The organism is Priestia sp. 179-F W1.4 NHS, from assembly GCF_045369295.1.
GTDB lineage: Bacteria > Bacillota > Bacilli > Bacillales > Bacillaceae_H > Priestia > Priestia zanthoxyli.
In genome coordinates this window covers 1-23,707 of record NZ_JBIQFF010000002.1, presented here as the reverse complement: position 1 = coordinate 23,707, position 23,707 = coordinate 1, and the positions used below count along the sequence as shown (strand labels likewise).

General features: G+C 33.7%; 23 protein-coding genes, 1 pseudogene and 1 other annotated feature. Of the genes and pseudogenes, 17 read left to right on the top strand and 7 right to left on the bottom strand.

The genetic code is table 11. The annotated features are described in order from the left end of the window. Nucleotides 1–13: 13 nt before the first annotated feature. Nucleotides 14–190 carry a DUF8096 family protein gene (locus tag ACH0CI_RS10605; protein ID WP_483880016.1) on the bottom strand — a complete coding sequence of 59 codons (177 nt, stop codon included), beginning with the start codon at nt 188–190 and terminating at the stop codon, nt 14–16. A 959-nt stretch (nt 191–1,149) separates the two neighbouring features. Between ACH0CI_RS10605 and ACH0CI_RS10600 the strand changes: the two genes are divergently transcribed. From ACH0CI_RS10600 to ACH0CI_RS10580, 5 genes are all read left to right on the top strand, one after another. Next, nucleotides 1,150–2,421, top strand: coding sequence for a cation:dicarboxylate symporter family transporter (locus tag ACH0CI_RS10600; protein ID WP_047751186.1), 1,272 nt, complete (start codon nt 1,150–1,152; stop codon nt 2,419–2,421). 37 nt (nt 2,422–2,458) lie between these two features. Beyond that, entirely contained in the window at nt 2,459–3,901 is a 1,443-nt protein-coding gene (gene aspA, locus ACH0CI_RS10595) for an aspartate ammonia-lyase (protein ID WP_335707409.1), read from the top strand. 468 nt (nt 3,902–4,369) lie between these two features. Continuing rightward, the gene (locus tag ACH0CI_RS10590; protein ID WP_406901392.1) at nt 4,370–5,104 is read left to right on the top strand and encodes an alpha/beta fold hydrolase; all 735 of its coding nucleotides are present in this window, start codon (nt 4,370–4,372) and stop codon (nt 5,102–5,104) included. A gap of 43 nt (nt 5,105–5,147) precedes the next feature. Further along, a complete protein-coding gene (locus ACH0CI_RS10585) occupies nt 5,148–5,297 on the top strand; it encodes a hypothetical protein (protein ID WP_155726308.1) in 150 nt (49 codons plus the stop codon). A 50-nt stretch (nt 5,298–5,347) separates the two neighbouring features. Then, nucleotides 5,348–6,013: a hypothetical protein gene (locus tag ACH0CI_RS10580; RefSeq protein ID WP_406901391.1), complete on the top strand. Its 666-nt coding sequence runs from the start codon at nt 5,348–5,350 to the stop codon at nt 6,011–6,013. A gap of 115 nt (nt 6,014–6,128) precedes the next feature. Here the strand turns inward: ACH0CI_RS10580 and ACH0CI_RS10575 are convergent, their stop codons facing one another. Beyond that, complete coding sequence (locus ACH0CI_RS10575) at nt 6,129–6,362, bottom strand: alpha/beta-type small acid-soluble spore protein (protein ID WP_335708291.1); 234 nt, start codon at nt 6,360–6,362, stop codon at nt 6,129–6,131. Between the two features lie 474 nt (nt 6,363–6,836). Then, nucleotides 6,837–7,022: a gamma-type small acid-soluble spore protein gene (locus ACH0CI_RS10570; RefSeq protein ID WP_048018718.1), complete on the bottom strand. Its 186-nt coding sequence runs from the start codon at nt 7,020–7,022 to the stop codon at nt 6,837–6,839. A 162-nt stretch (nt 7,023–7,184) separates the two neighbouring features. On the opposite strand from ACH0CI_RS10570, the gene ACH0CI_RS10565 reads away from it, so the two are divergent. The 3 genes from ACH0CI_RS10565 (at nt 7,185) to ACH0CI_RS10555 (ending at nt 10,408) form a co-directional block, all read left to right on the top strand. Then, a complete protein-coding gene (locus tag ACH0CI_RS10565; protein ID WP_335708292.1) occupies nt 7,185–7,613 on the top strand; it encodes a MarR family winged helix-turn-helix transcriptional regulator in 429 nt (142 codons plus the stop codon). A 234-nt stretch (nt 7,614–7,847) separates the two neighbouring features. Then, nucleotides 7,848–8,177, top strand: coding sequence for a chaperone CsaA (gene csaA / locus ACH0CI_RS10560; protein ID WP_406901765.1), 330 nt, complete (start codon nt 7,848–7,850; stop codon nt 8,175–8,177). Between the two features lie 360 nt (nt 8,178–8,537). Further along, nucleotides 8,538–8,781, top strand: a binding site (T-box leader). Between the two features lie 58 nt (nt 8,782–8,839). Continuing rightward, nucleotides 8,840–10,408: a 2-isopropylmalate synthase gene (locus ACH0CI_RS10555; RefSeq protein WP_335707358.1), complete on the top strand. Its 1,569-nt coding sequence runs from the start codon at nt 8,840–8,842 to the stop codon at nt 10,406–10,408. A gap of 265 nt (nt 10,409–10,673) precedes the next feature. Here the strand turns inward: ACH0CI_RS10555 and ACH0CI_RS10550 are convergent, their stop codons facing one another. Then, nucleotides 10,674–11,045: a DUF1304 domain-containing protein gene (locus ACH0CI_RS10550; protein WP_406901390.1), complete on the bottom strand. Its 372-nt coding sequence runs from the start codon at nt 11,043–11,045 to the stop codon at nt 10,674–10,676. An 854-nt stretch (nt 11,046–11,899) separates the two neighbouring features. On the opposite strand from ACH0CI_RS10550, the gene ACH0CI_RS10545 reads away from it, so the two are divergent. The 8 genes from ACH0CI_RS10545 (at nt 11,900) to ACH0CI_RS10510 (ending at nt 19,904) form a co-directional block, all read left to right on the top strand. Beyond that, a complete protein-coding gene (locus tag ACH0CI_RS10545; protein ID WP_406901389.1) occupies nt 11,900–13,222 on the top strand; it encodes a right-handed parallel beta-helix repeat-containing protein in 1,323 nt (440 codons plus the stop codon). A 448-nt stretch (nt 13,223–13,670) separates the two neighbouring features. Further along, entirely contained in the window at nt 13,671–14,117 is a 447-nt protein-coding gene (locus ACH0CI_RS10540; RefSeq protein ID WP_406901388.1) for a MarR family transcriptional regulator, read from the top strand. 100 nt (nt 14,118–14,217) lie between these two features. Continuing rightward, nucleotides 14,218–15,417: an MFS transporter gene (locus ACH0CI_RS10535; RefSeq protein ID WP_243494482.1), complete on the top strand. Its 1,200-nt coding sequence runs from the start codon at nt 14,218–14,220 to the stop codon at nt 15,415–15,417. 684 nt (nt 15,418–16,101) lie between these two features. Then, on the top strand, nt 16,102–16,386 hold the full coding sequence (locus tag ACH0CI_RS10530) for an HMA2 domain-containing protein (RefSeq protein ID WP_048021449.1): 285 nt from the start codon (nt 16,102–16,104) through the stop codon (nt 16,384–16,386). An 18-nt stretch (nt 16,387–16,404) separates the two neighbouring features. Next, nucleotides 16,405–16,938 (top strand): HMA2 domain-containing protein, encoded by a 534-nt coding sequence (locus ACH0CI_RS10525; protein ID WP_406901387.1) that lies wholly within the window; start codon nt 16,405–16,407, stop codon nt 16,936–16,938. After that, entirely contained in the window at nt 16,938–19,052 is a 2,115-nt protein-coding gene (locus ACH0CI_RS10520; protein WP_406901763.1) for a heavy metal translocating P-type ATPase, read from the top strand. Before ACH0CI_RS10525 ends, ACH0CI_RS10520 begins: the two co-directional genes overlap by 1 nt. Then, nucleotides 19,024–19,614 (top strand): HMA2 domain-containing protein, encoded by a 591-nt coding sequence (locus ACH0CI_RS10515; RefSeq protein WP_048021443.1) that lies wholly within the window; start codon nt 19,024–19,026, stop codon nt 19,612–19,614. Before ACH0CI_RS10520 ends, ACH0CI_RS10515 begins: the two co-directional genes overlap by 29 nt. Nucleotides 19,615–19,679: 65 nt before the next feature. Then, nucleotides 19,680–19,904, top strand: coding sequence for a hypothetical protein (locus ACH0CI_RS10510; RefSeq protein ID WP_011106165.1), 225 nt, complete (start codon nt 19,680–19,682; stop codon nt 19,902–19,904). Nucleotides 19,905–20,672: 768 nt separating this feature from the next. Here ACH0CI_RS10510 and ACH0CI_RS10505 read toward each other — a convergent pair. From ACH0CI_RS10505 to ACH0CI_RS10495, 3 genes are all read right to left on the bottom strand, one after another. Beyond that, nucleotides 20,673–21,305 (bottom strand): DUF3916 domain-containing protein, encoded by a 633-nt coding sequence (locus ACH0CI_RS10505; RefSeq protein ID WP_406901386.1) that lies wholly within the window; start codon nt 21,303–21,305, stop codon nt 20,673–20,675. 261 nt (nt 21,306–21,566) lie between these two features. Next, nucleotides 21,567–22,136 (bottom strand): hypothetical protein, encoded by a 570-nt coding sequence (locus tag ACH0CI_RS10500; RefSeq protein WP_406901385.1) that lies wholly within the window; start codon nt 22,134–22,136, stop codon nt 21,567–21,569. A gap of 35 nt (nt 22,137–22,171) precedes the next feature. After that, nucleotides 22,172–22,735 (bottom strand): hypothetical protein, encoded by a 564-nt coding sequence (locus ACH0CI_RS10495; protein ID WP_406901384.1) that lies wholly within the window; start codon nt 22,733–22,735, stop codon nt 22,172–22,174. Nucleotides 22,736–22,928: 193 nt separating this feature from the next. Here ACH0CI_RS10495 and ACH0CI_RS10490 point away from each other — a divergent pair. Beyond that, nucleotides 22,929–23,639, top strand: a pseudogene (locus tag ACH0CI_RS10490) (Y-family DNA polymerase); the annotation flags it as partial. Nucleotides 23,640–23,707 lie beyond the last annotated feature (68 nt).

Here is a 23,707-nt window from a genome sequence, read left to right as displayed (position 1 = left end):
GGTTATCATATATTTATATACTCTTCTTCATGCCACATTCTCTACATTCACGTAAGAACACGCGACCTTTTACGGAGCTTTTGAAGTAAGCTGAGTTACAGTTATCGCAACGGCCACTAACCTTATCCGGAAATTCCACATAGTCATACACTTTTTCAAGATCGATTTCTTGCTCTTTTATTTCTTCCAGGTTGATCACTCTTTTCTATTTGACTTTTATTAGACTAACACAATTAGGTCTATATAAAAGGTGTATGTTAAAATTACTTTGTTTTTTCCATAACAGTTCGTCGTTATTAAAATATCATTCACTTCTATGAGACCTGTCTAAATAAAATGTACGCGAAATGAATAATAATTTCTTGATTTATCTGTCGTATATAAATATAATGTAACTGAAGTACGCAAAAAGAGAACATGAAATTAAAAATATACTTTTCGTTATTATCATTTTTTTGATTCCATTCATTACCTATATACAAGAAACGCATGTTTATTATAATGAGATTACAGTATGAAGAGGATGAAGGAGATACCCCAACTTAATGCTGTAGTTTAGTTAATTAAGTTACACTTGAAATAAATCCTAAATTCCTTTAGCTTTCAGAGAAGATATATGTAGTTACTACGATTGAAATTTTTGAAAGCGATATCATTTAATTTGAAGAAAAACATTTTAAGAGATTTAATTATTTTAACAAGTTATAGAGATATCTAATGTTATGATTTCCTTATCTCTAAATAAAAGAAGAAGATATTTCTTTATCTGAAATGAAGGGATAATAGATTAAGGTACTCTTGTCTAACATTCATATAAATCTAGTAACAGTCACTTCTAGGTTTATATGAATGTTAGACAATAAACAGGATTTCAGAAAGGTTAAAAGGATAATAGAAAATCTCTTTATAAACGATACTATATGCTCAGGTATGTAAGGTGAGCCGAAAAAGTGGATTTTCACAATAAAGATTTTGAAAACGCTTTACTGAAGGGGGGAGTTAATTTCAAATCATATGATTACCATTTATTTTAAAGATTATTCACACATTGGTCTTATTTTTAATTATTGTCTTTTTTATAGACGATAGCCTAAGCATAGGCTCTCTTTAGGTGTTTTAATGAATCGCAAATTGAAAGGGGTTACAACCATGAAGAAATTGGGATTAGCTACACAAATATTTATTGGACTTGCGTTCGGGATTGCTATAGGCGCTATTTTTTATGGAAATAATACAGCGATGGCCATTCTTCAACCTTTAGGAGATATTTTTCTTCACCTAATCAAAATGATTGTTATTCCTATCGTTGTATCTGCACTAATCGTATCTATAGCTGGTGTAGGTGATATTAAAAAGTTAGGAAGACTAGGTGGAAAAACCATTCTTTATTTTGAAATTGTTACTACGATTGCATTAGCAGTGGGATTATTAGCCGCAAATTTATTCCATCCAGGTAGTGGTATAGATATGGGGAACCTTGAGAAAGGTGATATATCCAAGTATGAAGAAACATCTAAAACAACTGAGAGTACAGGTGTAGCAGCTCAAATCGTTCATATTATCCCAACTAATATATTCCAATCATTGACGGAAGGAAATTTATTAGCGATTATCTTTTTCTCAGTCTTATTTGGTCTAGGAGTTGCAGCAATTGGAGAAAAAGGCAAACCAGTTTTAAACTTTTTTGAAGGCGTACTGGAATCCATGTTTTGGATGACAAACTTAGTTATGAAATTTGCTCCATTCGGAGTATTTGCTTTAATTGGTTTGAATGTCGCGAAGTTTGGAATCGGTTCATTAATTCCTTTAGGAAAGTTAGTACTCGTTATATATCTAACCATGATTTTCTTTGTTTTTGTAGTATTAGGTATTATTGCAAAAATGGCTGGAACTAATGTTTTAGTCCTTATAAAAATCTTAAAAGATGAGTTAATTTTAGCGTTTACAACCGCAAGCTCTGAAGCAGTATTGCCAAGGTTAATGACTAAAATGGAGAACTTTGGTTGTCCGAAAGCTGTCACATCATTTGTTATTCCGACAGGATACACCTTTAACCTTGATGGGTCATCCATTTACCAAGCCATTGCTGCCCTTTTCATTGCACAAATGTATGGGATTCATTTATCTTTCATAGAACAAATTACACTTTTACTTGTATTGATGTTGACTTCTAAGGGAATGGCAGGAGTTGCAGGAGCATCATTTGTTGTTGTATTAACAACACTAGGATCAATGGGATTACCTCTAGAAGGTATGGCATTCATTGCTGGTATTGATCGTATTTTAGATATGCTTCGTACATCTGTCAACGTAGTAGGTAACGCATTAGCTGCTATTGTGATGTCTAAGTGGGAAGGCGGATTCGACAAAGAAAAAGCAAAGCATTATACAGATTCTATTAGAAAATCGGACGTAGCATAAAAAAATTTCTTTTTATGTAAAGAAGGAGATCAATGTTATGACAAATATAGAAATACCAGAAAAACAAAATGTAAGAATTGAAAAAGATTTCCTAGGAACAAAAGAAGTTCCTACTTATGCTTACTATGGGATTCAAACTTTACGTGCAGTTGAAAACTTCCCAATAACAGGATATCAGATTCACCCAGAGCTTATTAAAGCATTAGGAATCGTTAAAAAGGCTGCTGCTCTTGCTAACATGGAAACAAAAAGGTTATATGATGGATTAGGTAACGCAATTATTGAAGCAACAGACGAGGTTATCGAAGGGAAAAGAAACAATCAATTTATTGTTGATCCAATACAGGGTGGTGCGGGGACCTCAATGAATATGAATGCAAATGAGGTTATTGCAAATAGAGCTTTAGAGTTACTTGGTCACAAGAAAGGTTCTTATTCCGATTTAAGCCCTAATAGTCATGTAAACATGTCACAATCAACAAACGACGTATTCCCAACTGCTATCCATATTGCAACGCTTAATCTGTTAAATAAGTTACTAAAAACAATGAATTATATGCACAGTGTATTTCAGAAAAAGGCAGAACAATTTGATTCTATTATAAAGATGGGACGTACTCACCTACAGGATGCGGTTCCAATCCGTCTTGGTCAAGAATTTGAATCATATAGTCGTGTTCTTGAGCGAGATATGAAACGTATTAAGCAATCTTATGGACATTTATATGAGGTTAATATGGGAGCAACTGCAGTTGGAACGGGTTTAAATGCAGATCCACGTTATATCGAAAATGTTGTAAGATATCTAGCAAATATTAGTGGTTTACCACTTAAGAAGGCCAATCATCTTGTAGACGCGACTCAAAATACAGACGCTTATACAGAAGTCTCTGCTAGCTTAAAAGTTTGCATGATTAATATGTCTAAAATTGCGAATGATATCCGATTAATGGCATCTGGTCCTCGTGCAGGATTAGCTGAACTTATATTACCAGCTCGTCAACCTGGTTCATCTATTATGCCTGGAAAGGTCAATCCTGTCATGCCTGAAATGATTAATCAAGTAGCTTTTCAAGTTATAGGTAATGATCATACAATTTGCCTGGCATCGGAAGCAGGTCAACTTGAACTAAATGTGATGGAGCCTGTTCTTGTGTTTAACTTGCTTCAGTCAATCAGTATTATGAATAACGCATTCCACGTCTTCACAGACCATTGTCTAAGAGGCATTGAAGCAAATGAGGGACGTTTAAAAGAGTATGTAGAAAAAAGTGTAGGGATTATTACAGCCGTAAATCCACATATCGGATATGAAGTAGCAGCACGAATTGCTAGAGAGGCTATTTTAAATGGAAAGTCGGTACGAGAACTATGTTTGCAATATGACGTATTGACTGAGGAGGAGCTTGAGTTAATTTTAAATCCCTATGAAATGACGAATCCAGGTATATCTGGCAGCTCTCTTTTTGACAGAAATTAATTTTTAAAAGCGTGCTCCATATTAAGTTTATCGTATAAGCCACCTACTTGGGATATCCCTAGGTGGCTTATTTTCGGTATAAACGTCTAAAAATACCAACTGCCATTCAAACCATGCTATTCCTAATAGTCCACCTTTTGCATAAAGTAAATGAGAGTTCAGAAGCTTCCCTAACTATTGAAGATAAATGTGATATTTTAGTGAGCTCTTGAAGTAAGCTGACTTGCAGTGATTGCAACAGCTCCTAATCTTATACAGAAACTCAGCATACTTCTCTTATTTCAGATCAAAATATTTCCAAAATTAAACTAGTTGATTAATTAACCTTCTGGTATATATAATTAAATATATAGTGCTACTTAACTTATAAGGTTTTACCTAACTCTCACTAAGCCCTTAGAATAAAAACATAAATAGAAATGGAAATTAGTTGTAAAAATTCAGAGGAGTAAGAAAGGGGATACATCTATGAAGAAAAAAGTGACTTATTTTTTCATTGGTCTCGTTGCAATAATCATGGTAGGTTTTTTTGGTTTCTTTACATGGTCACAACAAACGTATGAACCATCTCAAAAACTTTATACACTTGTGAATAAAAAGGACATTAAGTATGAAAAAGATTGGATTATTTTCAACTCGAAAAATAATAATCAAGTGGGAATTGTGTTGTATCCTGGAGCAAAAGTAGAACCGGAAGCGTACAGCTATTACGGTAAACAATTAGCAAAACAAGGTTATTTAGTAGCTATACCCAATGTGAACTTTAACTTTGCATTATTTGACTCTAATAAAGCACAGGAGATAATAGATGCTCACTCCTCTGTCCAAAAATGGGTTGTAGGTGGTCATTCCTTAGGAGGGGTTACTGCATCTAAATTTGCTTATAATCATCCTAAAGAAATTGATGGTGTGTTCTTGTTAGGTTCTTATCCAGATGAAGGAACTGATTTCTCAAATAAGAATCTTCCTATGCTTTCAATTTATGGTGAAAAAGATGGTTTATCAACCGTAGAAAAAATTGAAGATACAAAGCATTTATTGTCCCAACAAACAACCATGCATGAAATAAAAGGTGGTAATCATGGTCAATTTGGCATTTATGGAGCACAGAAAGGTGACTCTAAATCATCTATATCTGTAAAGAGACAACAGAACGAAATGGTTCGTGTTACTTCAACATGGTTAAAAGAAAATATTAACTAATTAATGGTTTGTTATAAGAGAATTTTGTTGAAGGGTGACTTTTATGAATTCAATAGATCTTTTAATCAAAGCCTTAAGAGCAAAAAACATTCCAGTTCAAAAGGTAAAAGTAAAAAATAATACGCGCAAGGAGTGGAAAAGTTGCCAATTGCTAAATGAACAAAAGCAACTTTGGGATGTGACACTAAAATAAATTATAAGACTTAGCTTTTAGTTTCGACTTAAATAATCAAGGAGAAAAAAATGATTGATACAATACTCTATTTTCTGTTTAGTATTTGCTATTTAACGTTGCTGATTTTAAGCATAAAGCTTATTAAAAAAAGAAATGTATCCTTTTATATGGTATTTCTACCTCTTGTAATAGTTGGTTTGATTTACGATAATATCATTATTTTTATGGGATCATTTATTGGGGAAGGTAATGTACTCCTTCTGCTTAGTATGTTTCGCTTTTGGTTCCATGCTTTATTCACGCCTACTCTTTTACTTTTTGCTTATGGAGTAGCTAAACAATCTAACCTTCAATGGGTTAACAAATTTATATTCAAAATCATCTTCCTAATGAGTACACTTGCTCTTATTAGTTATGAGATTATAGAAACGATTAATAAAAATCCGGAGATATTACGCGAGTATGGCATTGTTCGATATACTCTTGTAGGAGCCTCTGGTCCACCTTTAATGGTTATTATTGTGGCATTCATTTTACTTGTTGTTGGAGTTTCTCTCTATCGCAAAACACGATGGAAGATAATGATGATTGGAGTAGCTCTTATGGTTGCAGGAAGTGCTATACCCATTAACCTTCCAAGTACAGCTATAATAAATATCTTTGAGCTATTCTTTATTTGTTCTTTATTTTTAACTCAGCGTTATGTTACTTTTTCAATACATGATAAAGATTAAATTGATGTCTTTTATTCTTATGAGATGCTCCATTTAACAAAATCTTTATTTTAAAATGTAAGTATATATGTCTAATTTTAATAAGGAAAAAGAAGAACGGATACCCATTCTTCCTTCAGCCATCATTATAAAATTGTCTTAGAAACGTCCCCCTGTCAAGTGGTTGTTCAGTAATTTGTACAAAACGTTTTGTGATTTCGCCACCTATTGATTCGTTTGCAGGTGCAGTTGTATTAGCACCAAGGTTTACACCAAATTCGCTCGCGATTTCATATTTCATTTGATCGATTGCTTGTTCAGCACCGTATACTAATAATTCGTTGTTGTTGCTGCTTTTGTTGTTTGCCATGTAGGAGATAGAGTGTTGAGAATTAAGTTTTATACAAATGAAGTATGCATGTCACAGTAAATTGGAAACCTGAAAAAACTACCTCATCTAATTGTTTAGTTACTTTTTTAAGTAGTTTTTTCGGCTTCACGATGTTCATTTTGCCACAATGAGAATAAACAAATTGCCGCTTCACAGCATCTTTTGTAGTTTGGTCTGGCTAGTTCAATTCATAAAAGGATGCGTTGAGTTCTTTTTTAGATAACATGCTGCCTTATAAGTCTTAATGACAATCTGTTTAAAAAGTGAAAAGCTACCTTTTATATAAAGGTAGCTTTTCGACTGGTACAACAAGTTGTAAGTGGAGTTACAATGTTATCTAGTAGTTTGTTCAAAGGTAGCATTAATATGCAGTACTTTTAGCTTATTAAAAAAATAAGCGTAATAAAGGGTTCTTCCAATCACGATGGAAGAACCCTTTTAACGCAAATTCTGTTATTTACCAGAATTTTGGTTTTTGTTCGCAGCAGCTTGAGCGTTTTGACGTTTCACGTGTTGAACGTCCGTTTCGCTAGCAAATTCTGTACCGTATTTACTAGAAGAAGCTTGAGCATTTTTTTGCTTCACATGTTGTACGTCTGTTCCTGAAGCAGTCTTGTTAGTGTATTTATTGTTTTCCATTACAATCACCTCCACAAAAATTAATATATCCAAGTGTCTCTGCCTTATCCTCATAAGTACAAAGTTATAAAAAATCTTTAATATGTAAGTGATCACAGGTAATTATGCGTAAGTAGGAAAGTAGTCTTCGGCGCATAATAACCTAAATAAGGAGGAATCGTGATGGAATACAAGTCATCTCAGGAAATTGAGTATGAAACTGCCCTACTGGTCCGTCTTATTACGTCTCTTGGGCCTCGTTTTAGAAACTTGGAGTGGTCTGAGTATTTGTTATTAACTGAACTGCAAGAAAGGGATTCCTTATCTATTAATGCACTTTCTTGCAACTTAAGGCTAACTATTTCTACAACAAGCAGACAAGTTTCTACATTAGAAACTAAGGAATTGGTTCAACGTTTTCCTTATCCTAAAAATAGAAAAATTAGCCTTATTACTATTACACCTAAAGGGAAGGCGCTTCTGCAGGATGTTCAAACTGCACGTAAGGAAGCGTACGCTGATATTCTTTATGAATGGTCAAAAGAAGAATTAAAAGTACTGGCGAAGCAATTAACTCGCTTGAATAACGATTTGAGAAACTGCAAAAAGTAGTGATTGTATATTGGATACACTGTTAAAAATGACTAATAGACGAGAGTGGGTTTATATTTAGTTTTCAACTAGGAATGTGTCGTTCTTATAAGGAAAGTTCCCCCTACATCTTATAATCGAACAATTTATTCTTAGGATAGGACAAAAATGTCCCTTTTGCTTATGATAGAATCAGTAAATCTCAAGGATTTTTATAACAGGTATTCTAAAATAATGGAAGAATAGGTGATAGTGATGGCTACAATCGATGATTTTTTAAAGTTAGATATCCGTGTTGGTACGGTAGTAAAAGCCAAGCCGTTTCCAGAAGCAAGGAAGCCAGCAATAAAACTAGAGATAGACTTTGGTGAGCTTGGAGTAAAATGTTCTTCAGCTCAGATTACAAGACGCTATAAACCAGAACAACTGATTGGATCTCAAGTAATCGCTGTGGTGAATTTTCCTCCTATGCGCATTGCGGGTTTTAAGTCTGAGGTACTAGTCATGGGTGGAGTCCTAGAAGAAGGAGATGTGGTGCTACTAAAGCCTAGTGAGTTTATTAAAAATGGTACACCCATCGCTTAATCATATTGTCATGTTTAGATCTTTCAAAATAGATATTAAAGTATACATGAAAGAATAAAGTATTTCGTTGAATTAATTAGTTTTATTGTTTTTAATAAAAGTAATAGTTAACGTATTTTATTAAAATAGTTATATCATTTACCTAACTTATAGAAAAATACGAAGGTTTTCTACGATATTAGTAATATACAAAAGTATTTTTAAGGAAGTACTTTAGAAATTACTAAAGCGTAGTGGATGTTTATATACAACTTAATAACTTGTAAAAGAGATACTATTGAATTTTGAATAATTTGTTTATTCTAAAAAATCCGTTGACAAATTGAGTAGATAGATATAATATTGCATGTAATCAAATAATAATAAGCAAAGATTGGAAATAGTAGAAGGATGTATAAACTTTTCAGAGAGCCGATGGTTGGTGAGAATCGGTAGTTATTGCCTTTGAACTCATCCAAGAGCTACTCTCTGAATATTATAAGTAGGGGATGTCGGTTTTCTACCGTTATGAAGATAGGTGGTGATAGCTGCCGAAAATGAGTGGGTTAATTATGTAATGATTAATCAATTAGAGTGGTACCGCGAGCAACGCCTCGTCTCTATGTTTTTATAGAGACGGGGCTTTTTTTTATACATTAATATGACAAAGGAGTGTTTCTGAAATGACGAGAAAAATTTGGATGTTTGATACGACTTTAAGAGATGGCGAGCAAGTTCCGGGGGCTAAGCTGAACCTGTATGAAAAACTAGAAGTAGCACAGCAACTAAAGAAACTGAAAGTCGATATTATCGAAGCTGGTTTTCCTTCGTCTTCAGCTGGTGATTTTAATGCTGTGAAAGAAATTGCTATGAAAATAGGAAATACAGACGAAACGATCATTACAGCGTTAGCAAGAGCAGTAAAGGCTGATATTGAAGCTGTTTATAATAGTGTGAAATACGCTAAAAAACCTTTAATTCATATAGTTTTAGGCGCTTCAGACATTCACGTGGAAAAGAAGTTTGGGAAATCGAAAAGTCAAATTTTAGATCTTGGTGTTGATGCAGTAAAATATGCAAAAACACTTCTACCAGAAGTACAATATTCAACGGAGGATGCATCTCGCTCCGATTTTGAATATTTATGGGCAACGATTGAAGCTGTTGTAAAGGCAGGAGCTACCATTATTAATGTGCCCGATACAGTCGGCTATGCCGAGCCAGAAGAGTTTGGTGAACTAATCTTTAAAATAAATAATCGCTTGAAAAATTTGAATGATAAAGTGCTTTTAAGTGTCCATTGTCATAATGATCTTGGTATGGCAACTGCGAATACGTTAGCTGCAATTAAAAATGGAGCAGATAAAGTCGAGTGTACGATAAATGGCATTGGTGAGCGTGCAGGTAATGCTGCACTAGAAGAGGTCGTGATGGCAATTAATACGCGCTCATCAGTTTATAATGCATACACAAATATTAATACGAAAGAAATCATGAATACATCTAGGTTAGTAAGTAGTTTAATGGGACTTGATGTACAAGTAAATAAAGCCATTACAGGAGATAATGCCTTTGCTCATTCTTCAGGTATACATCAAGACGGCCTATTAAAAGCAAGAGATGCTTACGAAATCATTAGCCCAATTGAAATTGGTTTAGATGATATGGAACTTGTTTTAACTGCCCGTTCTGGACGTCATGCGGTGAAAAATGCCCTTGAATCATTAGGCTTTAATGAGATGACTAAAACACAATTTGAAGGGATATTTGACGCTTTCCTTGCATTGGCAGATGCGAAAAAAGAAGTATATAATCATGACTTATATGTCATCGTTGAGAATTATTATGCGAAAAATGATGTTCATAATCAGGATATAATGCACTATAGTCATCATTTTTATGAACTAATCGACTTGCAAGTGATTAGTAATACAAATTTCCCGTCTGCAAGTGTGAAAATTAAAAAGGGTGATCAAATATTGAAAAGTAGTGCCGTCGGTTCTGGCCCAATTGATGCTTTGTATTCTGCTATTACAGAAATTAGTGATTTAGATATTAGATTGATTGAATATAGTATTAGCAGTGTATCAAGAGGTAAGGAAGCATTAGGAAAAGTAAAGATTCAAGTGGAATACAAAGGCGAAAAGTATATAGCCAAGGCAACAGATACGGATGTTATGAAAGCAAGTGCATTTGCGTATATCAATGCTGTAAACAGTATTGTGGTTGATACTTTACTTCCGATCGAATAGATAAAAGGTAATATTCACCTTGATATACTTAGTTTGTTAAGGTAATTGATTCAGGCGACCTACATTGTTAAAACAAAGAGCAAAAGGTACCTCGTTCTAATGACATTGGAGAAGGAGGTACCTTTTTAAAAAATCTATAACTGGAAATAAAGCTTGGGGATAGGTTACATCTAGTTGGACAAAATTTTCAAGGTCAAGTAGACTACAGATAATATGCTAAAGGAGCATATGTCTAAACGTTCGATGTTATTGAAAAACTGAAATTCTATATAACAAACAAAAGAGTAATCAGTGCTAAAATAGCTGGAAGTCCCTGTTTTATAATAATTGACTTGTTAGATGTAAAACCACCGTAAATAGCTGCTATCACCACACAAATTATGAAAAACAACTGAATCATATAACCAACTGAATTAAATCCGAGTATGAGCCCCCAAACGAGCCCTGCGGCTAAAAATCCATTATATAATCCTTGATTTGCAAACATAATAGCTACATTCCGATCTCCTTCCAAGTGCTTAGGCAACTGGAATGCTCGTTTTGCTACCTTCGAATGAATAAAAAACATTTCAAGAATCATAATGAATAAATGTTCTAATGCTAAAATTCCAACTAAAATAGCTGAAAGTATCTCCATGCGCCATTCTCCCATTCTGTTTTCTAATTTTTCCGTATCCATAACAACTCACGAATGAACTTAATGTATTTTTCTCAAGTAAAATCAATAACGCCTAAATTGGCTTATTTAGGTGCGTTTATTAGTTCAGTTTATAGAATAGATACTTTGAATTTTAAATCCTTTTTAGATAACCTGCTTGTTTTTAGTAGGTTAACTTATTGTACAGTTAGAAATCCTCATTATTTTTTTTAAATTAACGAATCAATTGTCCCTCTTATTTTATATCCAAATGTTTACGAGTCAATACTGTTATCAATAAAACTTTTCATTAAGAGTAAATGATAAAACCATAATTTTAATAATATAGTTTCGGTATTTACTTCTTTAAATGATATAAATTCAATGTTTAATTTGATTAATGAATAATTTATAAAAATCTTATTAAGTGAAAATTGTTATGAAAATTATATTTAATGACTATATTTTTAATAATTTACCTAAAGATAGGAAGATATAATAGTGGTTTATAAGAAGTAGGGGTATTAGCTTTTTAATTACAGTGAATGTATAAACGAAATACAAATAGGCGACTTATTCCTTCTATTGAGAAAGAGCAAGTCACCTAGACTTTTTTACATCCATCATTAGTATTCCTTTCAGCTTATAACATTTATTGGTTTACATGTTCCAGTTTTAACAGATTTACTACATTACTCTAGCATTACTTTAGCACTTTCCATTTTAAATGTAAAAATGATTGTAGTTTAAGAAAATAATAAGACATAGTGCGGTGTTCTACACACTTATCAACGAAGCGATAGTATAATTGAAAGGTCTTGTAAGTGAAATTCATGAATATTAAGGAGTATCTTATGAAAATAGCAGGTAGTATTCTTCTTCTTTTCCTATGTTGTATAAATCAACGGGTTGAGGCTGCTGATCAACCTTCAGTAGAGCCTATACATCATGAAATCTACGTTTCTCCTGCAGGAAGTGATGAAAATGCAGGTACTAAAAACAGCCCCTTTAAAACTTTGAAAAAAGCAGGTAAAGTAGCTAAACCTGGGACGACTGTTAATATTCGAGGTGGTGTTTATCACGAAAAGTTAGTGATTGGTCGTTCGGGTAATAAACAGCATCCCATTATCTTCAGAAATTATAAAAATGAAAGGCCAATTATTAGTGGAAAGAAAATAAAGAGTGGTTCTTCAGATGGAGGGCTAGTTACCATAAAAAACAAGAGCTATATTACAATTCAAGGTCTAAATATAGGACATTTTTCTACTTTGAAAGAACAAAGTACACCATGCGGTATTTTAGTGGAGGGAAGGGGAAAAGGTCTTCGGATTATTAACAATCATATTTTTGATATTAAGACCGCACATAAAAAAGGAAATGCACATGGAATAGCTTTTTATGGATCCGAAGCGCCACGTTCATTAAACAATATTGAAATATCGGGAAATTTACTTGAAAACCTAACTTTAGGTTTTAGTGAAGCGCTGACTCTAAACGGGAATGTTAAAAAATTTGTAGTCCGTGCGAATACGATTCGTAACGTTGATAATATAGGAATTGATATAATCGGCTTCGAAAAGATAGCTCCTAATCAAAAATTTGATCAAGCTCGTGAAGGAGTTATCAGTGAAAACTCTATTTACAACGTAAGCAGTTATTCCAACCAAGCCTACAGACATGAATATTCTGCTGGGGGAATCTATGTAGATGGAGGAAAGGATGTTGTTATTGAACATAATATTTCAAGTCATAACGATTTAGGAATAGAAATCGCTAGTGAACACCAAGGTAAAAAAACTAGCAACATTCAAGTTATAGGAAACATGATTTATGAGAATCGTTTTACAGGAATCTCAATTGGGGGATATGATCAAAAGCGTGGGGGAACAATGAATACTTCGATTGCACAAAATATCTTATATGGGAACGATACCATAAAAATGGATGGTGGACAATTATTAATGCAATATCACGCGACCCATAACATCATCAATGATAACATTATGGTTTCAGTAAAGTCTAACTTACTTCTAGCCAATCTTCATTACTCAAATAAATATAATGAGATTAGCAATAACGTATATCTAAATAAAAGTAGCCACACAATGAATCGATGGATATGGAATGGACAAGAAATAGAAAGTTCTACATTCGGATCCTCTAGGTTTTTTCAATAAACTTTCTTTAAAAAAGATACTCTTGGCTAAGCTTTTTGCTGAAGTTCTACCTGTCACTATGACCTATTTGTTGTATATTTTATATTGTATAAAAAGTTCATATTTGTCGTCGGTTAGTGTAAATAATACAAATAAGATTTTTATAAGTAAGTTTATCTATTTACTTTTATAAATAAAATGCAGTATTTTTGTATTTCTACTTGAAAATATCTAGTTAAATGTATTGTAAGATTAAATGTTTCACTATTTTTCTGTTAGGATAATATAAACAAATCAATTTCTTGAAAGAAAAGTAGGAGATAGATTAGTTATGATAAAAAGCGTAATTATTTACTTCTTATTAATATTGATCCTTGTTACGTATTCTCAATAAGTATTATAGTGCTTTATTTCGTTGTGAAAGAAACAAAAACTCGTTATACTGTATACAAATTAGGGAGGAGTTAGTATGGATAAAAGACAACAGTTAATGAGTGAGCTTATGGATTTGTGTAATGAGATAATCTGGCGGAATAAACCTGAAGTAGAAATAGCTTTAAAGGACTATAAGTTGAGTGAAATAGAATTAATCGAAAATATTGCTTTAATTCCAAATGCAAATGTAACAAAACTTGCAGCTGTAAGCTACATGACTAGAGGTGCTATAAGCAAGCTCACCAAGAAGCTTATAGCTAAAAATATGATTGAGAGTTATCAAAGTGCCGAAAACAAAAAGGAGATCTATTTTCGATTAACAACTAATGGACAAAAAATAAATGCTATCCATCAAGAATTACACCAATCTTTTCTTGAACGTGATAAAGAAGTATTTAAGCACATGACCAATGAAGAATTTGATACTATTTTTCGTTTCATTGGTCGATATAGACATCATCTGAAAAATATCACTGAGTAAGTGGTGTTTTTTTACGTCGATTTATTGTTGACAAGGAAACAATTAAGAGATAAACTTGTTATTGTTTCCTTGTTAACAATAACTTTAAAGGAGAACGATCATGGATACTTCAATAAATAAACATGCCCTAACGTTTGGGCTTATCACGGTCTTCTTAGCGGGTCTTGGATTGACTATAGTTAGCCCTGTTTTACCTTTTTTAGTAAGGACTTATACTAGTAGTCCTAGTAGTCAGGCTACTGCAGTAACATTACTTACGTCTATATACGCTCTTTCTGTCTTTTTGGCTGCACCAGTCTTAGGTGCGTTAAGCGATAGATATGGTCGTCGTCCAGTATTAATTATTAGTCTAATCGGTTCTTCCCTTGGTTATTGTATCTTTGGACTTGGAGGTGCACTTTGGATTCTCTTCCTTGGTCGTATCATTGAAGGTTCAACAGGTGGCGAAATTTCAGCAATTTTTGCTTACTTTGCAGATATCACCCCTCAAAATGAACGCACTAAGTACTTTGGTTGGATTAGTGCTGTTGTTGGGGTGGGCACTGCTTTGGGCCCTATCATTGGAGGTGCACTTGCGACTTTTGGAAACAGTGTTCCTATGTATGCTGGTACGGTTATTACATTACTTAATGCCATATATGGCTATTTTTTTATGCCTGAGAGTCTTGAGAAGTCCAGACGCTCTCCCAGTATCTCTGCTAGACATCTTAATCCATTTATACAATTATCAAAGGTTTTTTCCTTTCACTCTGTTAAATGGTTGCTAATTGCCGGGTTTCTAATTTGGATTCCTAATGGATCATTACAAGCGATCTTCTCTCAGTTTTCAATAGATACATTTGCGTGGCAGCCTCTATTTATTGGTCTGACATTTTCTATAATAGGTCTACTAGATATCTTTTCCCAAGCACTTATTATGCCACGACTACTCAAATCTTTGACGGATAAAAAAATTGCTCTATTAGGCATGATAAGTCAAATTATTGGTTTTATCCTTATTGCGATTTCAGCCCTTACAGCCTTTTATCTAGTCTTTATTGCTGGGATGGTTTTCTTCGGACTTGGTGATTCAATCTTTGGGCCATCATTTAACGGGATGCTTTCAAAATCTGTTAGTGACAGTGAACAAGGTCAAATACTAGGGGGAGCTCAGAGTATTCAATCTCTAGCCCGATTTAGTGGACCTATCATTGGTGGTCAGCTGTATTCAATAGTTAGTCACACTACTCCAGCCATCATGGGTGTGGTAATGATTGGTACCTCTGCTCTCGTTTTATCCAAAAAGCATCGTTATATTTAATAGAGAACAACCATTAAACAAGAACAGAAAAACTGCCTTCACCGATGGCAGTTTTTTCTGTTTTATAACTGTATACCTTATAAGCGTTTAGTTAACATAAACACTCTTAACGGAACCCACGCAAAAAGAGAACCCTTATGGGAGTAAGGGTTCGAAAGAGGTCTCAATTATGAGTTATGCAGCTTTTTATACATCGTTGATAGAATAGGCATTCTATTGAGCAAATCAAGGAAAACAATGTATAAAAAGTGCACCTTTTATACATATGTAGAGCACATCGAAAATAGTATGAATATTAAAAACATGTTATAGTTAGGTTGTTCATTCTCGGATACGTTTGAACGACCCCTTATATGAAAGCAACCTCGCTTGCCAATAGCGAGGTTGCTTTTTGTTTTGCTAATATTAAGTTTTCTCGAATGCGGGTGGTCTAGAAGTACATAGTTTTTTAGACACCATTGTACTCAAAAGTATCTAACCTAACAAATAAAGAAACTTTAAGCATCTATATAAAAAACATATCTATTATCATCCTAAAATACTGTAAATTTTATTACTTATTTGTATGTAATAAAATTTACAGTATTTTAATAATCATATTGTTATAAAATATATAAGTTGGTAAAATAAAGAAAAATGATTGGTGGTATTTAGATATTAATGAGTATCAAAGAGAAAGTATTAATGAAATTTGCAGAGAAGAAATTAAATAAGTTACAGATTAATCTTGTACATTTCATTCCAGGAAGAATTAGACTTCGTTCAACTATTTGGAAAGATAATAGTAAGCTAGTTGAATTAATTATTTTAAATTTGAAATCTCAACCCCTTGTCTATGACGCAGTATTTACACCAGATACCGGGAGTTTACTTATTACATATAAAGCTTCCCACATGACAAATAACAAAGAAATTGAAGAGTGGTTTCGACTTATTGAACAAATATATCAAGAAGAATATAGAGCTTAAGGAAAGGGAGGGATGAGCATGCTTCCTACTGTAATTGGTTTAGGAGCTTCTTTTATTGCTCCAAAAATTATGTCTCAATTCCGTGATCAAAAAATAAAAGTAGTGCATGCGATGCCGGGTCGACTGCGTATACAATGTGACAGTTGGAAGCACCATATCATTGCACATGCTCTAACGGAAGAACTCAAAAAACATCCTCTTATTTTAACATCGGAAGCTTCAGAACTAACCGGAAGTTTGCTGCTTCAATTTGTTGTACCTCATATTAACCAGGAAGAGCTAGATGAACTGATGAGTTATATCGTACAAATAGCAGCTAACGCCATTTTAAACAAAGATGCTACATTGATGAATGGCATGACTAACACACTTGGATTTATAGATAAAGGGATTAAAAAGCAAACTAATGGCTTTGCTGACTTCGATAGTTTATTTGTTCTATTTTTATTAGGAAAAGGAATTCAGACGTTTGGAAGTGCGCCTGCTTTCTCTGCAAGCTTACTTTATTGGTCATACAACATCATTAAGTATAAGGGGGAAAAGAATAGGTGATGATGTTAGGGGTAAAGGTAGCTCATTCTCTCCCTGGAAGAACCCGATTTTATATACCTAAACAGCTAGATACAAACTACATTGAAACTTGGTTACGCTCTTTTCCAGGGGTATATTCTGCAAGCTATAATCAAGTAACCGGAAGTCTACTCATTTATCATCATATTACTCTTTCTTTATACAGTCTCAAATCGTTCATCCATAAATACAAACATACACTCAAGAAAGCAGCATGTTCATGGAAAAAGGCTATACCTATCATAGCTTGTGGAACTATTTTTTTAGTTAACTGGTACCTTCAACGTTCTTCGTATCCTGCTATAGTAAAAGCACTTTCCTATTGGGTTAGCACCTTTACTGCTATCAGTACTTCCTATGATGTAATTAAAGATGGTGTTATTCATGTCCTAAAAGAACGAAAAGGGAATGCTAATACATTAACAGCTGCTTCTATATTCGCTTCTTTGTATATGAAGAATCCAGGATCGGCTTTAATTATTACTTTGATGTCTACTATTAGCGAGCTATTAACAGACTATACGTCTGAACAAACCAAATATTATATTCACTCCGTCCTAAAATTAGATGTCTCATATGCCTGGAGAGTAAAGGAAAAGGGCGTTGAAGAAAAGGTTTTAGTCGAGGATATTCAAGTTGGTGATAAGGTTGTCGTTTTTACGGGAGAAAAAATTCCTGTGGATGGAATCATAATAGAGGGTAATGGTACAGCAGATGAAGCTTCCATTACTGGGGAGTATATGCCAAGAGAGATAAGTGGTGGAGATAATGTGTACGCTGGAAGTGTTTTGCAGAGTGGACATGTTACTGTAACAGTTGAAAAAGTAGGAGAAGATACATCTCTCTCTAAAATTGTAAAACTGTTGGAGGAAGCACAAGATAAACGCGCTCCTATTCAAAATATAGCTGATAGAGTAGCTGAAAAAATGGTGCCTTTCTCTTTTGGTTTGGCACTAGTTACGTTTTTCTTCACGCGAAACCTTAATAGAGCGATGAGTATGTTAGTTATTGATTTCATTTGTGGAATCAAATTATCAACAGCCACAGCTTTATACGCATCCATTGGACGTGCTGCAAAAGAAGGGGCTATTGTTAAAGGCAGTGATCATATTGAAAAGATGTCTAAACTAAATACAGTTATTCTTGATAAGACCGGAACTATTACAGAAGGCACGCCTGTGGTTCAGCAAGTAATTGCTGCTGAAGGTTTTAATCAAGAAGATGTCATTCGTTTAGCTGCAGCAGCTGAGAAAAATTCTACCCATCCTATTGCTGATGCAATTATGAAGCAAGCAAAAGATTGGAACATTTTAATTCCTATTAGAGACAATAATGCTCAGGTAGAAACAACGGTAGGAAAAGGAATTTCCATTTGGCTAAATGGTAAAAGAGTTGTGGTTGGAAGTTTACGTTTTATGAATGAATTAAAGATTAAAACAACCAACTTACTTCAACACATGCAAAACGATGAAAATGTAATTTATGTAGCCTATGATCAAACACTCGTAGGAGTAGTTAGCATTTTTGACAAAATACGTTCTGGTATGCACCGCGCAGTGAATAATCTTCGACATCAAGGTATCAACGACATCATTATGCTTACTGGAGACAAGAGAACGGTTGCAAGAGAGATGGCGCGTCGCTTAAAACTGAATTGGTATCATGCAGAGGCTCTGCCAGATGATAAAGCCTTTTATGTGAAGAAGTATGGAAGAACGGGAGCTGTCATGATGGTAGGTGACGGCATCAACGATGCACCAGCTTTAGCTCATGCTCATGTAGGTGTAACTATGGGTGCTAAACGAACAGACATTGCTTCAGAAGCCAGTGATGTTATTATTACATCCGATAACCCAGAAATGCTTTCTGAGTTAGTTGGACTATCTAAAAAGACCATGAACATTATTAAACAAAACTTCATTGCCACGTTTGCTATTAATGGTATTGCAATTTTATTTGGTGCTTTAGGTATCTTCTCTCCAATTGTGGGAGCAGCTATTCATAATGCGGCCACTATTGGTGTAGTAATAAATAGTGCAAGAATTTTATGGCTAGGGAGGGAAACCAATGAATCCCAAATTCTACGTTCTGCATGATATACCAGGTCGTATTCGATTTCATATCCCAGCATTGAGAGATAAGAAAAATCATGTGGAAATAGAGCATATGTTTTCTGCTTTAAAAGGTATAACGAGTGTGAGAATAGAACCGACTATTCAAACCATGCTTATTTACTATGATGTTTCACAACTTTCTCGCAATACCATTTTTCGTTATGTATCTATCTTTTTTCAGCAAACGCGTTTAGATCCATTAGATGATATTATGATTCAAATGGATCCTGCCACACGAAATGATTGGCTACGTACATTGTTTTCTGGGGGATTACTTCTACTGGCAGGTATTCGAAAAGCATCTTTTTATAAACCAGATGCACTCGTATATGGAGCAGTAGTTGCGACAGGCTATACGGTCTTATCCCACGGTACGAGCAATAAAATGAGGCACCCAGATATTTTAACTGGAATTGTTACGATGTTATCTCTAGGGCCCTCAAATATGCTATATGTAGCAATGATTACATGGATTGTGAATGTATTGGAATTGTTACATGAAAAGCAGAAAGTGCAATCACAAAAGCTATCTACAATTACGTAAGATATTCATTCATACCTTTTGTATGAATTGATATAAAAAACTTAAGATTATGGGGGAGTTTTATAATGATTAATCGCGATTTTCTAATGGGATTTGTATCAGGAACAGTGGTAGGCGCAGTAGGCTACCGTTTATATGAACAAAACGGTGGGCAATTACAACGTTTGGTTCAACCTAAACAGGCATATGGTGGACAACAAACTATATCATCTTATCAACCTTCTATGGAAGAGCTTCAAGCACAGAAAGAGCGTCTAGAAGATATGATTGCTGAGCTACAAGTAAAATAATGATAAAAAGAGTGAGAGATAGTTCCAGGCTACCTCTCACTCTTTTTATTCATGATGAGGGAATCATTTTAAATGATTAAACGCTTATTTACCGTACGCTAAAAAGTTTCCTGTGGTAAACTCTTGTTATTATTATATTCTGCAATTTGAAAATTATCAATAATTGTAGAGGGAAATGTTCTATTTTTACAAATGAGCAGAAGGAGTAATTTACTTTTTATTCAAACATCGTTAAAAAGTTACAAATAAAACTCTTGACTTTACCTCTATAATTTTTGAAGAAAATTGCACGTACCGACCGTAAAAGTATACATTTACGGACTTTTCTTTTATGTAATAAATCTATCATTTTTATTGTTCGTTTAAGTCAAAAAACAAATTGCGAACGTGCACTTGAATTCAATAACTTTTACGAACGTTTTTTTGCAGAATAAGAGAAATCTTTACAGAGTAAACGTAAAAATGAAATTTATAGTGCCAAAATAAGGGTGCCATGTAAATAATAAAAAAATTCATACCTATTATAGGTATGAACCTTTTTAAAATATAATTAGTTTCCAATAGATATTTTTTATAATAGAACCAATCCAGCTACTAATAAAACAGCACCAAGCATAATACGGAACCCTGAAGAAGAGACCGGATCCGTTACTATATCCGATGCTACTGCTAAAAAAGCTAAAGTTTTCTTAGTCTTTCCTTTTGTGTTTTTATCTTTTACAACTATTAAAATTCCTGAGATTAATAGATACAAACCAATTAATAAAACTAATATAGGTATGAAAATCCTTTCCACCTGCTTTTATGTATTATAGTGTATTTATTTTCTATGCTTTTTATAATTTCACTTAACCTTCCGATAAACCATATTTCGTCGCAGTTCTCATATTCATATTCAGCATCAATCGGTTTATAGCCTTTAACGCTTAATCCTTCAGGTATGTTTATCTTCCACTTATTTTCAAGATTTTGAGTTTGGTGTAAACGTATAAACGGTGTTTCATCTATCTCTGTACTAAAAAAACCTTCATAGAAGCTATCCATCCCTTTTTTAGTAAATAAAATTAGCACAACAGAATCGTCCAAATCAAATGAATTAAAGCTAAAAAATATGCGATATTCCTTTTGCGTTTCCGTTCGTATGTCAAGAAGATATTGTATTTTATTAACAATCTTCTGTACAAAATATCTTTTTACGTTAATTGGAACATTCTTTGAATGGGTAAAAAACATACTAAAAGGAATATGAAGAGAGGTATATCCTTTATAATTTGGATCTTTATTATTCTGTACAGGTAGAGAATCAATTTGTTCATTAAGATATTTTGAAAAAGTACGAAGCCTTCTTCCTAAGCCTCTTACTTTCTTTTTTGAATAACAATTCTGGTTCCATTGATTCATGTATTGATTTTCCTCCAATTAATCTTTTTCTCAGTGTCCATGTTAAATTTATAAACTCTGTCTATAATACTACCTAGACAGAGTTTATATTAGTTTTTGCATATTCACATATTTTTTTAGTGAATATTCACCTTAAAATCAAAAAAAAGTTTTTTGGTTCCGATAATCAAACTTATGGTAACTAAACTAGAAAATAAAAAGCCTGAATCTCCTTAGATACAGGCTTTTTCTCAACTCTGTTGTTTAAGTAGAAAAAAGTACTTACTTTAAATTCAAGGTTACTTCCTTATTTAGATATGGAGATGTAAAAGTTACTGTTTGTTCATTTCCCCATTGTGCATCATGAGCTCCTAAAACATTTAAATCGCTCATATCCGTATTTCGTGTCATGACATGAAGAGGTTCTTGGTTTATTCGTTTTTTCACCAAAGGGAATTCCGTTTGTTTATAAAAATCATAGTAATGGTTAGTTTCTCCAAGACTCCAATTATAATAACCAATAATAAGTTTTTGGGTATTCTTAGGCGAACTTAGATCATAATAGTCAACTTTATTAGTATAAAAGAACGTGAACCACCCAACGATTGCTATAGGTACAATCAAAAACGGCCCAATTACTCCCCAAAAAACTTTAGACTCTTTTGTTTTGCTAACAGTTATAAGGACTATGTATAAATAGATAAAGTGGAGGACAAAAATCAAAAGATATATTGAAACCCTTGAAGAGAAAACGTATAGGCTCTTTAGTGCTAAAAGATAAAGGAATAGATCTATAGAAAGAAGGATGATAGCTAACATTTTTAGTATTCTCTTATTATTGTTATACTTCATTGACTACGAACCCTCCTTCTTTTAATTTAGAAATGTTAAATATTGCTGCTATTAATATCAAGTGAGTAGCTACGAGGTATATAATTTTGGAATTTTCCAGGTGATTTAAATAGATCACTCTTACTGAATATCGTAAATCCAACCTCTTCCACATCCACAAATGTATCGACTTTATCTATATCGACATTTTTAAATTCTATAGGTTTATTCCATTGTTTCGAAGGAATTAAATCCTGCTCTACAATACCTTCTCCGTAGAAAATGAATATACTCAGCCCATTATTAACTAATTCTTCTGCTAATCCACTAACATAGCTCAATTTTTCTTCAGAATCAACTTTAATAATAGCACCATCTAATGAATGCTCATAAAAAGGAATTTTATTTTTAATCAATGTTTCTTTTCCATGTCCACAGAGCATTGAGTCTAAAACAAAAAAAACAGGCAAACCAAACATTTTTCGAACTAAAGAGATGATCAAATCATGATTAATGTCCCTAATCCCTACAGTAATAGATACAAATTTATCTTCTGGAAAGCCAAAACTATCAATTATACTTTGGTCTGAATATTGCACAAAATATTCTTTTTTCAACATTTATCCCCCTTTAGGGTTTAGTCTTTTTGAACTCTTACTATTACGTTATGTAGTAGTTACTTCTGTTAATGTAACAATAAATTCTATGCAAGTGATAACAATAATCGGGAAAAATTTAGAATTTCCATTGAATAAAGAACGTTTGTTCGTATATAATAGAGAACAAACGTTCTTTATCTAAGGAGTTCTTTCAATGGATTATGCCCAGCTACCAAACAGAGTCATTATATGCATCGACATGAAAGCATTTTTTGCTTCAGTTTCTTCTGTCATACGGGGGTTAGATCCGCTGAAAGCAAAGCTTGCGGTGGTAGGAGATATCAAACGGTCTGGATCGGTTGTGTTAGCTGCCACACCTTTATTAAAGAAAAAAGGAATCAAAACAGGAAGTCGTCTTTTCGACATTCCTAAAAGAAAAGATATCCATGTCGTGAATCCATCTATGGAGAGGTATATCAAAGCTTCGAACTATATTTCTAGTTTGGTGTTACAGTATGTGGCTCCTGAAGATTTTCATGCGTACAGCATTGATGAGTTGTTTATTGATGCGACAGCTTCTTTGCATTTATTCGCTAAAACACCAGAAGAATTAGCTCATAAAATCATCAACGAGATTTACCGTAAGACACGGCTGACAGCTACCGCAGGCATCGGTCCCAATCTCTTACTGGCAAAAGTGAGCTTAGATCATGAGGCTAAGAATAGCCCAACAGGAGTTGCGTATTGGCGATATGAGGATATTCCCTTTAAACTGTGGTCCATTCATCCGATGAAGGATTTCTGGGGAATTTCGTCTGCTACGGAAAGGCGCTTACAACGGTTAGGCATTCACACCATCAAAGAACTCGCTCTTTCTTCAAAGGAGATGTTACAAAAAGAATTTGGCATTCTGGGTGAAGAGTTGGTGCGCCTATAAGGGCGTGTATTGAAAGTGCTGATAGCAAGGCATCAGGTTAGATTGCAAAGCCTGTC